Here is a 13,592-nt window from a genome sequence, read left to right as displayed (position 1 = left end):
AGAAGCGATGCAGGCTTTTCACACCCACACCGGCATCGGCGTCCCGCTGCGTCGGTCGAATGTCGACACCGACCAGATCATCCCGGCGGTCTATCTGAAACGAGTCACGCGAACGGGTTTCGAGGACGGCTTGTTCGCCGCCTGGCGCAACGACCCGTCCTTCGTGTTGAACCTGCCGCCGTTCGACAAGGGTTCGGTGTTGGTCGCCGGCCCCGATTTCGGCACCGGTTCATCACGCGAGCATGCCGTGTGGGCACTCATGGATTACGGATTCCGGGTCGTCATCTCGTCACGCTTCGCCGACATCTTTCGGGGCAATGCAGGCAAGGCCGGACTGCTGGCGGCAGAAATCTCGCAAGATGATGTCGAAATTTTATGGAAGCTCCTCGAGCAGCAGCCGGGCCTGGAAATCACTGTGAATCTTCAAGATCGGAACATCACCGCTGGAACGGTCATGGTGCCGTTCAGAATTGACGACTACACGGCCTGGCGACTTCTCGAGGGACTCGACGATATAGGCCTTACGCTGCGGAAATGCGAAGAGATCGAGGCATACGAAGCGGCCAGGCCGAGCTGGAAGCCACGCACTCTGCCCGGCTGAAAAAGCCGTCGGCAAGTCGAAATCACCGCCCCTGAACCCGGTTCTTCGGGGGTCTCCCAGGAGGCCAAGGGAGGCAAGAAAGTTCGCTAGCCACGCCTGAAACTGCGCGTGGCTCTTGGAAATCAATGGGGAATGGGTTTACCGTGTCCTCTAGTCGGTCCAAAGAGGGCCACTGGTTTCCGGAGGTTATGCATGAACAAAGCAGAGCTCATCGACGTACTCACGGAGAAAATGGGCTCGGATCGTCGGTCGGCAACCGCCGCGGTGGAGAACGTCGTTGACACCATCGTGCGTGCGGTTCACAAGGGTGACAGTGTCACCATTACCGGCTTCGGCGTTTTCGAACAGCGCCGCCGCGCAGCACGCGTCGCGCGTAACCCGCGCACAGGCGAGACCGTGAGGGTCAAGCCCACCTCCGTGCCGGCATTCCGACCCGGCGCACAGTTCAAAGCCGTTGTCTCTGGGGCGCAGCGCCTCCCGGCGGAAGGACCAGCAGTGAAGAGAGGCGTTACGGCGGGAAGCGCCCGCAAGGCCGCGAAGAAGGCTCCGGCCAGGAAGAGCGCGGCGAAGAAGGCACCGGCCAAGAAGGCGGCGACCAAACGGACAGCGGCCAAGAAGACCGCGGCCAAGAAGTCGCCCGCCAAGAAGGCGGCGACCAAACGGACCACGGCCAAGAAGACCGCGGCCAAGAAGTCGCCCGCCAAGAAGTCCGCCGCGAAGAAGGCTCCGGCCAAGAAGGCGGCGACCAAGCGGACGGCAGCCAAGAAGACCGCGAAGAAGGCGCCGGCCCGCAAGGCGCCGGCGAAGCGCGGCCGCAAGTAGTTCTACACCGGAGGCGCCGTGGGTCATCGCGACCCGCGGCGCCTTTGGGTGCGTTCTTGGCTTAAAACATCTCCGGCTCAATCTTTTCGGGCGCGTCGCGGCCCGAAGTTGGATTCATCGCCCCGGGTGGTCTCACTTTCGCGCCAACGGGCTGCCGATGTGGTCCGCCGCCACCAACCGTCCGTCGTACAGCGACATCACCCATGTGCTGCCCTTGCGGTTGCGGGACTTGTCGGGCCGCACGCCGTCACGCTCGCACCACCATTCGACCAGATCGGGGATCACCTTGCCCTGAGTGCAGATCACCGGTGTGCCCGCGGTGTCGGCGATCTCGAGAAAACGACGCCGGGCCGCCTTGCGATCTTCGGCGTACGCTTCCTCGGTCAGCAGGTCATCGCTGTGGATCGTGGCGCCGAGTTCGTCGGCCAACGGTTCCAGTGTCGACACACAGCGCACCCGGTCGGCGGCATATAGATGGTCAGCGCCGAAGGCGAGCAGCACTCCGACCAGTGACTCCGCCTGCGCGCGGCCGTTCTTGTCCAACGGCCGTTTGCGGTCGTCGCCCTTGAAGCGTGACTTGCTGCCCGCCGTCGCGTGGCGCACGATGAGCACCGTCTTGGTGTCGACGGGATGCTTCATGAAGCGGCGCAGAACCTTTCGGTCGTGTGGATAGTCCAGTTGCTTGATCGCCGCGGGAACGGGCAGCCACTTGAGCTCGTCGACTTCGTCGTTCGGGCGGAAATCGCCGTGGACCTGGCGCGCGGCCCAGTAGCGCACCTTCTTCTTACCCTGCTCGACGGAATAGCTCACCGACGCGAGCCGGCGACCGAGTTGCGCGATGTATCCGGTCTCCTCGCACACCTCGCGAATCGCGGTGACGGGTTCGGTCTCGCCGGGATCGACTTTGCCCTTCGGCAGCGACCAGTCGTCGTAGCGGGGGCGGTGAATGAGTGCGATCTCCGGCGCATCGGGATTTCCGTTGGGCCGCCACAACACCGCCCCGGCGGCGAGGATGGTCTTCGCCGCGGCATCGCTCTCGGATGTGTCCTTCGGCACCTCAGCTCCTGCAGATCATTCCGGGTGTCACCGGTCCGCCGCGACGGACGCCGGGTGAATCGTGGCGGTCACGGTTGGCGGTGGCGTTGCATCAACGACACCTGATGGTCGCGAACGGTGTGACCCTCCTGCGGTGACGCCGTCCACTTGCCGTCCATGCCCAGCTCCCAACACCGGGTCGCCGGATCCATCGCGGACTCGAAGACGTCGTGCAGTTGTGTTTTCAGCCTCGGGTCCTTCACTTCGGCCATCACCTCGACCCGCCGGTCGAGATTACGATGCATCATGTCCGCGCTGCCGATCCAGAACTCGTCGATGGCGCGGAAGTGAATGATTCGTGAGTGTTCGAGGAACCGGCCGAGAATCGAGCGGACCACGATGTTGTCGGAGTATCCAGCCGCCTGCGGGCGCAGCGCGCAGATGCCCCGCACCACCACTTCGACCCGCACGCCGGCCTGCGAGGCTCGGTACAACGCGTCGATGACCTGCTCGTCCACCAATGCGTTGGCCTTCAGCCTGATTTGACCCTCGGCGCCGTCGCGGGTGGCGGCGATCTCCCGTTCGATACGTTCGATGATGCCCCTGCGCACACCCTGTGGGGCCACCAACAGGTTGCGGTAGGAATCCTTGCGCGAGTAGCCCGTCAGCGAGTTGAACAGGTCGGTCAGGTCCGCACCGATGTCGGGTGCGGCCGTCAGCAGGCCGATGTCTTCGTACAACCGTGCGGTTTTCGGGTTGTAGTTGCCGGTACCGATATGGCAGTAGCGGCGGATCAACGGGCCCTCCCGGCGCACCACCAGACAGGTCTTGCAGTGGGTCTTGAGGCCGATGAGCCCGTACACCACGTGCACACCCGCGCGCTCCAGGGCACGGGCCCACTTGATGTTGGCCTGCTCGTCGAAGCGGGCCTTGATCTCGACGAGGGCGACGACCTGCTTACCCGCTGCGGCAGCGTCGATGAGCGCGTTGACGATTGGCGAGTCACCCGAGGTGCGGTAGAGCGTCTGCTTGATCGCCAACACGTTGGGATCGGCGGCGGCCTGTTCGATGAACCGTTGCACCGTGGTGGAGAACGAGTCGTACGGGTGGTGAACGAGCACATCCCCGTCGCGCAGGGTGGAGAAGATGCTCTTCGGCGTCTCGCGTTCGCCGAACGCCGGCGGGGTGGCGGGCACGAACGGCCGGTCCTTGAGCGCCGGTCGATCGAGGTCGTAGATCTGCCACAGCGAGGACAGGTCGAGTAGGCCGGGGACCTCGATGACGTCGCCCGGCGCGACATCGAGTTCACGCAGCAGCAACTCGAGCATGCTCTCGGTCATGTCATCGGAGACTTCCAACCGGACGGGAGAACCGAACCGGCGGCGAGCCAACTCGCGTTCGAGCGCCTGCAGGAGGTCCTCGTCGCGGTCCTCTTCCACCTCGAAATCCGCATTGCGCGTGATACGGAACGCATGGTGCTCGACGATCTCCAGACCGGGGAAAAGCACGGGCAGGAACGCCGCGATGAACTCCTCCATCGGCAGGAACCGCACGATCTGCGAATCGCCTTCGCGGGGCGAGAGTTCGACGAAGCGGTCGACGTTGTCGGGCACCTTGATCCGGGCGAAGTGCTGACCGCCGTCATCGGGATGCTTGACGGTGATCGCCAAGTTCAGGCTCAGCCCACTGACGAACGGAAATGGGTGCGCCGGATCCACCGCGAGCGGAGTCAGCACGGGAAACACCTGCTCCTGGAAGTAGGTGGACAGCCGCGTGCGTTCGGGCTCGTCGAGTTCGGCCCACGTGACGATCACGATGCCCTCGTCGGCCAGCGCAGGACGTACCGAGTCGAGGAACACGTGCGCGTGCCGGTCGGCGAGGTGCTGGGTGCGTTCGTTGATGCGACGTAGTTGCTCGCGGGGCGAGAGCCCGTCGGCTGAGCGCACCGACAGCCCCATCTCATCGCGCCGCTTCAACCCCGCGACCCGCACCATGTAGAACTCGTCGAGATTGGACGCGAAGATCGCAAGGAACTTGGCCCGCTCCAGCAGCGGCAGCGACGGGTCGGCGGCGAGCGCCAACACCCGGGCGTTGAAATCCAGCCAACTCAGCTCACGGTTGAGATAGCGGTCTTCGGGAAGCGCATCCTCGATCGCAGGCGAGGTGGCCGCGGGCGGCGCTTCGGGCGCCGAATCACCCGAGTCCGGCATGACGGGCCGGACGGTCGCGGCCACCGACTCGTTGTCGCTGTCACGAACCTGGGTCTCGGCTTCCGTCATGCCTCAGATGATTCCCTATACATCGGTGATCGTGCCACCGCAGGCGCGTCCGCTCAGCCTGCCGCACCGATGGCCGCCGCCGTCGCCGCACCGACTCCGAGACGGCGCGCGACCAGCAGGTCGTCGGGTGTATCGATGTCACAGCGCAGTCCCGGCCACGCGCCGGTCAACTCGATGGCGCCGGAACGGCGATGGCGCCGAGTGGAGTCGACGCCGAACTGTGGGTTCAGGGCGACGCCGAACGAGAACAGGGCCGATGTTCCGGTGCCGTGCCGGTCACCGACAAAGCTGCGCCGGTGCTCACGAGCGGCTGCCACGGCCGCGGCCAGCTCATGTGGCTGCAGTGCGGGCAAATCACCTTGCAACACAACGACATTGGAAATTTCGCGACGGACCTCGGCTTCGGCGGCGGCGATCGCGTTGTTGAGCGGGTCGGGATGGCCCTCGGGCGTCGGGTCGATGAGCACCCGCGCCCCGAGACGGCCGGCGGCCTCGGCGGCGGTGTCGTCGGGCGTGACAACGGTGATGGCGTGCAACGCCGGGACCGCCGAGGCGGCCGTGATCGTGTCGATCAGCATCGCCAGCACCACCTTCTCGCGACTGGGTGCTGGAAAGACCGGAGCCAGCCGGGTCTTGGCGGCGGCGAGTCGTTTCACCGCGATCACCAACCCGATGTCGCCTTCCGGTGACCCGCTCATGTGCGTCATCCTGCCAGCACGCCGAGCCGGGTTAGGCTTAGGCGTGGTCGAGGCAGCGGTGTTGGGCGCCGGTGCGTGGGGGAGCGCACTGGCCAAGGTCCTTGCCGATGCGGGCAGCGAGGTGAGGCTCTGGGCCCGCCGGCCCGAGTTGGCCGACGAGATCAACGACACCCATCGCAACTCGTCGTATCTCGGTGATACCGACTTGCCGAAGACCATCAGGGCCACCAGCGATGCGGCCGAAGCGCTGGACGGCGCCTGCACGGTGCTGCTCGCGGTGCCCGCCCAGACATTGCGGGGCAACCTCGAGCGGTGGGCGGGTCTGATCGGCGATGACGTCACCATGGTCAGCGTCGCCAAGGGCATCGAACTCGACACCTTGATGAGGATGAGCCAGGTCATCGTCCAGGTCACCGGCGCCGATCCGGCGCGGGTCGCCGTGGTGACCGGCCCCAATCTCGCCAGCGAGATCGTCGAGGAACAACCGGCGGCCACCGTTGTCGCCTGCAGCGACTCCGGGCGTGCGGTCGCCCTGCAGAGGGCGCTCTCGACGGCGTACTTCCGGCCCTACACCAACGCCGACGTCATCGGAGCCGAGGTGGGTGGCGCATGCAAGAACGTCATCGCGCTGGCGAGCGGCATGGCGGCGGGCGTGGGGTTGGGGGAGAACACCGCGGCCGCCATCATCACACGTGGACTGGCTGAAATCATGCGGCTCGGAATCGCATTGGGCGCCAAGCCGGCCACACTCGCCGGGCTGGCCGGGGTCGGCGATTTGATCGCCACGTGTACCTCGGCGCATTCCCGCAACCGCGGCTTCGGTGAGCGGCTCGGCCGGGGCGGGACGATGGAGTCGGCGATGCTCGCGACCGGCGGGCATGTCGCCGAAGGTGTCGCATCGTGTGAATCGGTGCTCGCGTTGGCCAACAGCTATGACGTCGAGATGCCGCTCACCGACGCTGTTTTCCGCGTGTGCCACAAGGGGTTGTCGGTCGATGAGGCCGTCGCGTTGTTGCTCGGACGCACCACCAAACCGGAGTAACCGGTGGACGGTCAGTACGGCGAATCCACTCGCAGCGTCAAAGCAGTTGCCTCAGAAGCGGTTCCAGGACAACCGGTGGGACCGTCGCCGATTCCGGCGGCTGCCTTCCATCTGTCGTCGGAGCTGGACGACCCGCTGGACACCTACGGTCGCAATTCGAATCCGACATGGCGCCAATTGGAGTCGGCGCTGGCCCAACTCGAGGGCGCGGCGGCGGCGTTGGCGTTCGGGTCGGGCATGGCTGCCATCTCGTCGGTCCTGCGGGTGCTGGCCAAGCCGGGCAGCAGGCTCGTCGTACCCGCGGACGGTTATCACCAGGTGCGCCGGTATGCTTTGGAATACCTTGCCGCGCAGGGTGTGACCGTCATTGCGGCAGCCACCCGCGACATGGGGGCCGCCTCGGCTGAGGCAGACGTGGTACTGGCCGAGAGCCCGGCCAATCCAGGGTTGGACGTGGTGGATCTGCACCAGTTGGCGATGCAGTGCCGCCGCCGCAACGCCATCCTCATCGTCGACAACACCACCGCCACTCCGCTGGGCCAGCAGCCGCTTTCGCTGGGCGCCGACGTCGTCGTGGCCAGCGCGACCAAGGCACTGTCGGGCCACAGCGATCTGCTGGCTGGCTATGTCGCGAGCAGCCACTCCGAGCTGATGACCGCAGTGGCGCGTGAACGGCTGCTTTCGGGCGCCATCCTCGGGGCGTTCGAGGCGTGGCTGCTGTTACGCAGCCTCGGCACCGCGGGGCTTCGATTCGAACGCCAGTGCCACAACGCGGCGGCCCTCGCCGTGACGCTGCACGCGCACCCCGCCGTACGGGCGGTGCGCTATCCCGGCCTGCCCGACGACCCGTCGCATCGCATCGCGTGTGCCCAGATGAAGAGGTTCGGCGGTCTGGTCGCCGTCGAGCTGACCGACGCGGAGGCCGTGCACGCCCTCGTCGAGCGCAGCGCGCTGCTGATCGCGTCGACGAGTTTCGGCGGCATCCACACATCGGTGGACCGCCGCGCGCGCTGGGGCGATGAGGTCAGCGACGGTTTCGCGCGCATCTCGCTCGGAATCGAGGACACCGATGACCTCATCGCCGACATCGAGCAGGCACTGGGCTGAAACGGCGACCCGCCCGAAACCGGGACGACTCGCGGCCGGGCCGGACGGTACCGTCTCTAGGTTGTGACTGCCCGCCATGACTCCGGCTCGGGGCGCGTCCGGGTCGCCGTCGTCTACGGCGGACGCAGCTCCGAGCACGCGATCTCCTGCGTCTCCGCAGGCAGCATCCTGCGCAACCTCGATCCGGAGCGGTTCGACGTCGTCGCGGTCGGCATCACTCCCGAGGGTGCTTGGGTGCTGACCAACGCCCAGCCCGACACCCTCGCGATCGCCGATGGCCGGCTGCCGGAGGTGAGCGCCGCGTCGGGCACCGAGCTGGCGCTGGCCGCCGACCCACGCCGGCGCGGCCAGTTGCTCTCGCTCGGCCAGGGCCCGGGTGAGCTGCTGGCCGCGGTCGACGTGGTGTTCCCCGTGCTGCACGGCCCGTACGGCGAGGACGGCACCATCCAGGGGTTGCTCGAGCTTGCGGGTGTGCCGTATGTCGGCGCCGGGGTGCTGGCCAGCGCAGCGGCCATGGACAAGGAGTTCACCAAGAAGCTGCTGGCCGCCGCCGGGTTGCCGATCGGAGACCAGGAGGTGTTGCGGGCCGGCCGGGACACGCTGAGCCTGGAGGCCCGCGAGCGCCTCGGCCTGCCCGTTTTCGTCAAGCCCGCGCGCGGCGGATCGTCGATCGGTGTCAGCCGGGTCACGGCATGGGATCAGCTGCCGCTGGCCGTCGAGGCGGCCCGCCGCCACGACCCGAAGGTGATCGTCGAAGCCGCGGTGCCCGGCCGTGAACTGGAATGCGGAGTGCTCGAGTTCCCCGATGGCCGCGTGGAGGCGAGCACGGTCGGCGAGATCCGCGTCGTCGGCGTGCGCGGGCGCGAGGACGGCTTCTACGACTTCGCGACGAAGTACCTCGAAGACGCCGCGGAACTGGACGTGCCCGCCAAGGTCGATGACGACGTCGCCGACGCGGTGCGCCGGTTGGCGATTCAAGCTTTCGACGCGATCGACTGCCAGGGTCTGGCCCGCGTCGACTTCTTCCTCACCGAGGACGGGCCGGTGATCAACGAAGTCAACACCATGCCGGGGTTCACCACGATCTCGATGTATCCGCGGATGTGGGCGGCCAGCGGCGTGGACTATCCGACGCTGTTGGCCACCATGGTGGACACCGCGCTCAAACGAGGTACCGGCCTGCGCTGAATCAACGCACCGGTGCCGGATCAACGGGCTTGGCGGGCAACGTCTTTGCGATGACGGCGGAAAGCTGCTGGATCGCCGTCGGGCCCACGCCCTGCGGAAGGGTCAACGCCACGTACACGCCGCGGTCGACGGCGTACCACGTGCTGCGTTGCTGTTCGGTGCTCTGATCTTCGGCGCCGGCTTCACCGACACGAAACCACTGCACGTCGTCCACGCCCTGCAATGGCGCCCCCGCGACGAATTCGGCGGGTCGGTCCAGCCCGCAACGCAGGATGATCGGCTCACCTCCGCCGTCGGAGCGCCACGCCGCCGCGCCGGGTGGTGCGGGTTCGGCCAGCGCCGCGCGGGAGGCGTCGCCGAGGTTCTCCGGCAATGCGGCGGCCAGTTCGGAGCATTCAGCGCTGGAGGCCTGCGGCGCGGGCACCGCGGCCACCGGCACGGGTTGCTGCTGCGCCGGATCCTGCCGTAGCACCGCGATCACCAGGACCGCCACGACCGCCGCGACCGCCACCACGGTCGCTGCGATCAGCAGCGCCCGCGGCGGGCCATCACCGCTTTCGGATTGCACGGCTCAACTCTAAAGACGCATAGACTCCAGGCCACGGTGCGGCCGCGACAGGAGATGAACATGGCGACCGACGATGCGGCTGAAACCCTGGCGCAAGTGGGTGAGTTCGCGGTGATCCATCGGTTGGTCGCGGGTCGCCACCAGCCGGACGCCGTCGCGTTGGGACCCGGTGATGACGCGGCGGTGTTGTTCGCCCGCGATGGAAGGACCGTGGTATCCACCGACATGCTGGTGGCCGGCCGTCACTTTCGGCTGGACTGGTCGACGCCGCACGATGTGGGACGCAAGTCGATCGCGCAGAACGCCGCCGACATCGAGGCGATGGGGGCGCGTGCGAGCGCGTTCGTCGTCGCGTTCGGCGCGCCCCCGGACACGCCGGCGGCGCAGGTGCTGGAGCTGGCCGACGGCATGTGGCGGGAGGCCGAGTCGATCGGCGCGGGTATCGCCGGCGGTGACTTGGTCAGCGCGCCGCAATGGGTGATCTCGGTGACGGTGCTCGGCGACCTGGACGGCCGAGAGCCGGTGCGCCGCAGCGGGGCGAAGTCAGGTGACGCCGTGGCGCTGGTCGGTGACGTCGGTCGTTCGGCCGCAGGATTCCAGTTGTGGCACAACGGCATTGGGCGGTTCGATGATCTGCGTCGGCGTCATGTCGCCCCTGAGCCGCCGTACGGACAGGGCCGCATCGCCGCCGACGGGGGCGCCACCGCGATGACCGATGTGTCCGACGGGTTGTTGGCCGACCTCGGCCACATCGCCGAGGCGTCGGGCGTCGGGATCGACCTGTCGACGGAAGCGTTGTCCGGTGACCGGGCCGCGCTCGCCGATGCCGCCGATGAGCTCGACGCCGATCCGTGGGCCTGGGTGTTGGGCGGTGGTGAGGACCATGCGTTGGTCGCGACGTTCAGCGGTCCGCCGCCCGATGGCTGGCGGGTGATCGGGCGGGTGCACGACGGCCCGCACCGGGTCCTCGTCGACGGCGCGGCGTGGAAGGGCAATCCGGGCTGGCAGTCCTTCCACTAGTTAGGGTGGCCAATCGTGACGCTGATCCAGGGACTCACGTGACCGCGCGGCCGCTGCACGAGCTCGTCGACGAGGGCTGGGCCGAGGCCCTGGCGCCGGTGGCCGGCCAGGTCGCGCAGATGGGGGAGTTCCTGCGCGCGGAACTCGCCGCGGGCCACGCGTATCTGCCAGCCGGTCGAAACGTGTTGCGCGCGTTCACTTTCCCGATGGACAACGTACGGGTGCTGATCGTCGGTCAGGACCCTTACCCGACGCCCGGCCATGCCGTCGGTCTGAGTTTTTCGGTGGCGCCGGACGTTCGACCGCTGCCGCGCAGTCTGGAGAACATCTTCCGGGAGTACACCAGTGACCTGGAATATCCGGCGCCGACCACCGGTGACCTGACGCCGTGGGCCGAGCGCGGGGTGATGCTGTTGAACAGGGTGCTCACGGTCCGGCCGGGCAGTCCGGCGTCGCACCGGGGTAAGGGCTGGGAAGCCGTTACGGAGTGCGCCATCCGCGCACTGGTCGCACGCAACCAGCCGTTGGTCGCGGTGCTGTGGGGCCGTGATGCCTCGACGTTGAAACCGATGCTCGACGGCGCCGACTGCGTCGCGATCGAGTCGCCGCACCCGTCGCCGCTGTCGGCGACGCGCGGCTTCTTCGGCTCGCGGCCGTTCAGCCGGGCCAACGAACTGCTCGAGAAGTTGGGTGCCGAGCCGATCGACTGGCGTCTTCCCTAGCCATCGTCGGCCGACCTGGGCACCGCGCGGTGCCCCACCGGTGACGGCTATCCGACGCCCGGGATCGGAGGCGGTGACGGAATCGGCGGGGGCGACGGGATCGCGGGCGGCGACGGGATGTCGGGCACGGGAATCTCGATCGTGCCGTCGCCTTCGGTGGTGGTGGCCGGCGGCTCGGGGTATGGGGTGGTGGTCGCAGGCGGCACGACGGTTTCCGTCTCGACGGTCACAGTCGTCGTCGGCGAAGTCGTCGTGGTGGTGGTCGTCGTTGTGGTTTCCTCGCCGGAGGTGTCGTCACCACCGCAGGCGGCCAACAGCGACGCCACTGCCAGGCCGGACGCCAGAGCGGTCAGAGTGGATTTTGCAGCTGCGCGTGAGGTCATGGACCAACGTCTAACCAGACCCAGTGGAGGCTAAACCGGGCACGGGAGCAGCGTCAGCCGCGCGCGACCTTCCCCGCCTTGATGCACGACGTGCACACGTTCATCCGCTGCCTGTTGCCGCCGGGTCGGGTCACGGCGCGCACAGTCTGGATGTTGGGATTCCACCGACGGCTGGTCCGGCGATGGGAGTGCGAGACCGACTTGCCGAAGCCGGGGCCCTTCCCGCAGATATCGCACACGGCAGCCATATGCTCCAACTCCTGTCGATCAGTACGTGGGGGTCCGGGTCGCTGCGCCGCGACCGGCGCGGCTCGACCCGACAACCTGACCAGGATACCGGCCGCCGCAGTGATCGCCAAAACGCTGTCCCCATCCGGCGCGCGGACGCTCAGAAGCCCGTCCACCGGCGCGAACGTCATCACGGATTCGCGGGCGGCACTGTCGGGTCCAGTGGTTAGGCTGACCCGCACGGCGGGGGCGTGGAGGACGCCACATTCTGTTGGAGGTTAAGCATGTCGGCTCGACTGCTCGATGCCTCCACCCTGCGGGAATGGGCGCACACCGCGGTCGGTGACCTGATCACCCACGCCGAGGAGATCAACCGGCTCAACGTGTTCCCCGTGGCGGACGCCGACACCGGGACGAACATGCTGTTCACCATGCGTTCGGCATGGGCACAGGCCGACGCGCTGACCGGCGCCGAAGCCGTCGCCGAGGTGGCCGCGGCGCTGGCTCGCGGGGCCCTGAGCGGGGCGCGCGGAAACTCCGGCGTGATCCTGTCCCAGATCCTGCGCGCGCTGGCCGAGCGCACCGCAGGAGCCCCGACCGTCGACGGAACGCTGTTCGCGGAGGTGCTGCGCCACGCCGTCGACCTCGTCGTCGAGTCCATGGGGCGCGCCGTGCCGGGCACCATCGTCACCGTGCTTCAGGACGCGGCTGACGGCGCCCGGCACGCCGTCGCCGAGGGCGTCCCACTCGCCGATGTGGTGTTCACCGCGGCCGACGCGGCGGCGCGGTCGCTGGACAAGACCACCGGACAACTCGACGTGCTGGCCCGGGCCGGCGTGGTGGACGCCGGGGGGCGCGGACTGCTGGTCCTGCTCGACGCGATGACCAAGACGCTGACCGGGCATGCGCCGCACAGAGCCGAGTACGCGCCGTCACCGCAGCGCACCGATGCGGCCACGGCCCACGTCGTCGCGGCCCCGCAGTTCGAAGTGATGTACCTGCTCAGTGGCTGCGACGCGGCGGGGGTGGAGCGACTGCGCAGCGAACTGGACGCGCTGGGCGACTCGGTGGCGATCGCCGCCTCGTCGGGCGGCGCCGGGCAGTACTCGGTCCATGTGCACGCCGACGACGGCGGCGCGGCGGTCGAAGCGGCCTTCGCGGTGGGCACTCCCAGCCGCATCCAGGTCACGGCGCTCACCGGCAGCGCGGAGGCACGGCCGACGACCGGGTGGTCGCGCGGTCGGGTGGTGCTGGCGGTCGTCGACGGGGTTGGTGCCGAGCAGTTGTTCGCGGCCGAGGGCGCGCAGGTGCTGCGGATCGAGCGCGATACGCCGGTCAGCGCCAAGCAACTGCTGCACGCGCTGGTCAACGCCGATGCCGGGCAGGCGATGATCCTGCCGAACGGGTATGTCGCGGCCGAGGAACTCGTCGCCGGGTGCACAGCTGCGATGGGGTGGGGCATCGACGTGGTGCCGGTGCCCGCCGCTTCGATGGTGCAAGGACTGGCGGCGCTGGCGGTTCACGACGCCGAGCGCCAGGCCGTCGATGACGGATACACGATGGCCAGGGCGGCCGCGGGCGCGCGGCACGGGTCTGTGCGGGTGGCCACGGAGGAAGCGCTCACCTGGGCCGGAATGTGCAAGCCTGGCGACGGCCTCGGCATCTCGGGCGACGAGGTGCTGATTGTCGGTGACGATCTGACCGCGGCGGGTGCGGGCCTGATCGACCTGCTGCTCGCCGCCGGTGGGGAACTGGTCACGGTGCTCACCGGCGCCGGAGTCGACGAGGGCGTCGCTGCGGCGCTGCAGGATCACGTCCACCAGCGGCACCTCGGCGCGGAGCTGGTCACGTATCACACCGGCCACCGCGGCGACGCGCTGCTGATCGGGGTGGAGTAGC

At 68.0% G+C, this 13,592-nt stretch carries 14 protein-coding genes; 8 read left to right on the top strand and 6 right to left on the bottom strand.

What is annotated here, in order from left to right:
* The first annotated feature begins 7 nt into the window (after positions 1-7).
* Positions 8-601: a 3-isopropylmalate dehydratase small subunit gene (gene leuD, locus AU185_RS15455; protein ID WP_059099608.1), complete on the top strand. Its 594-nt coding sequence runs from the start codon at positions 8-10 to the stop codon at positions 599-601.
* A 192-nt stretch (positions 602-793) separates the two neighbouring features.
* Complete coding sequence (locus AU185_RS15450; protein ID WP_059099609.1) at positions 794-1,423, top strand: HU family DNA-binding protein; 630 nt, start codon at positions 794-796, stop codon at positions 1,421-1,423.
* Between the two features lie 132 nt (positions 1,424-1,555).
* Here the strand turns inward: AU185_RS15450 and mutT1 are convergent, their stop codons facing one another.
* From mutT1 to cofC, 3 genes are all read right to left on the bottom strand, one after another.
* Positions 1,556-2,479 (bottom strand): 8-oxo-(d)GTP phosphatase MutT1, encoded by a 924-nt coding sequence (mutT1, locus tag AU185_RS15445; RefSeq protein ID WP_059099610.1) that lies wholly within the window; start codon positions 2,477-2,479, stop codon positions 1,556-1,558.
* A gap of 68 nt (positions 2,480-2,547) precedes the next feature.
* On the bottom strand, positions 2,548-4,737 hold the full coding sequence (locus AU185_RS15440; protein ID WP_059099611.1) for an RNA degradosome polyphosphate kinase: 2,190 nt from the start codon (positions 4,735-4,737) through the stop codon (positions 2,548-2,550).
* Between the two features lie 53 nt (positions 4,738-4,790).
* Positions 4,791-5,435, bottom strand: a complete 645-nt coding sequence (gene cofC / locus AU185_RS15435; RefSeq protein WP_059100097.1) for a 2-phospho-L-lactate guanylyltransferase — start codon at positions 5,433-5,435, stop codon at positions 4,791-4,793.
* 43 nt (positions 5,436-5,478) lie between these two features.
* On the opposite strand from cofC, the gene AU185_RS15430 reads away from it, so the two are divergent.
* The 3 genes from AU185_RS15430 to AU185_RS15420 all read left to right on the top strand — a co-directional run bounded on the left by AU185_RS15430 (position 5,479) and on the right by AU185_RS15420 (position 8,772).
* Positions 5,479-6,477, top strand: coding sequence for an NAD(P)H-dependent glycerol-3-phosphate dehydrogenase (locus AU185_RS15430; RefSeq protein ID WP_059099612.1), 999 nt, complete (start codon positions 5,479-5,481; stop codon positions 6,475-6,477).
* A gap of 3 nt (positions 6,478-6,480) precedes the next feature.
* A complete protein-coding gene (locus AU185_RS15425) occupies positions 6,481-7,584 on the top strand; it encodes a cystathionine gamma-lyase (protein WP_059099613.1) in 1,104 nt (367 codons plus the stop codon).
* 63 nt (positions 7,585-7,647) lie between these two features.
* Complete coding sequence (locus AU185_RS15420; RefSeq protein WP_059099614.1) at positions 7,648-8,772, top strand: D-alanine--D-alanine ligase family protein; 1,125 nt, start codon at positions 7,648-7,650, stop codon at positions 8,770-8,772.
* Between the two features lies 1 nt (position 8,773).
* Here the strand turns inward: AU185_RS15420 and AU185_RS15415 are convergent, their stop codons facing one another.
* Complete coding sequence (locus tag AU185_RS15415) at positions 8,774-9,340, bottom strand: DUF3515 domain-containing protein (RefSeq protein ID WP_059099615.1); 567 nt, start codon at positions 9,338-9,340, stop codon at positions 8,774-8,776.
* Positions 9,341-9,400: 60 nt separating this feature from the next.
* On the opposite strand from AU185_RS15415, the gene AU185_RS15410 reads away from it, so the two are divergent.
* Entirely contained in the window at positions 9,401-10,360 is a 960-nt protein-coding gene (locus AU185_RS15410; protein WP_059100098.1) for a thiamine-phosphate kinase, read from the top strand.
* A gap of 38 nt (positions 10,361-10,398) precedes the next feature.
* Complete coding sequence (locus tag AU185_RS15405) at positions 10,399-11,082, top strand: uracil-DNA glycosylase (protein ID WP_059099616.1); 684 nt, start codon at positions 10,399-10,401, stop codon at positions 11,080-11,082.
* A 47-nt stretch (positions 11,083-11,129) separates the two neighbouring features.
* On the opposite strand, the gene AU185_RS15400 is transcribed toward AU185_RS15405, so the two are convergent.
* Positions 11,130-11,465: a hypothetical protein gene (locus AU185_RS15400; RefSeq protein WP_156425531.1), complete on the bottom strand. Its 336-nt coding sequence runs from the start codon at positions 11,463-11,465 to the stop codon at positions 11,130-11,132.
* A gap of 53 nt (positions 11,466-11,518) precedes the next feature.
* Entirely contained in the window at positions 11,519-11,713 is a 195-nt protein-coding gene (rpmB, locus tag AU185_RS15395; protein WP_059099618.1) for a 50S ribosomal protein L28, read from the bottom strand.
* A 264-nt stretch (positions 11,714-11,977) separates the two neighbouring features.
* Here rpmB and AU185_RS15390 point away from each other — a divergent pair, with 264 nt between their 5' ends.
* A complete protein-coding gene (locus tag AU185_RS15390; RefSeq protein ID WP_059156985.1) occupies positions 11,978-13,591 on the top strand; it encodes a DAK2 domain-containing protein in 1,614 nt (537 codons plus the stop codon).
* The last annotated feature ends 1 nt before the right edge of the window (position 13,592 follow it).

Origin of the sequence: Mycobacterium sp. GA-0227b (assembly GCF_001499855.1) — a bacterium.
Classification (GTDB): Bacteria; Actinomycetota; Actinomycetes; order Mycobacteriales; family Mycobacteriaceae; genus Mycobacterium.
The sequence above is the reverse complement of the archived record's forward strand: the minus strand, read 5'-3'. Positions and strand labels throughout refer to the sequence as shown.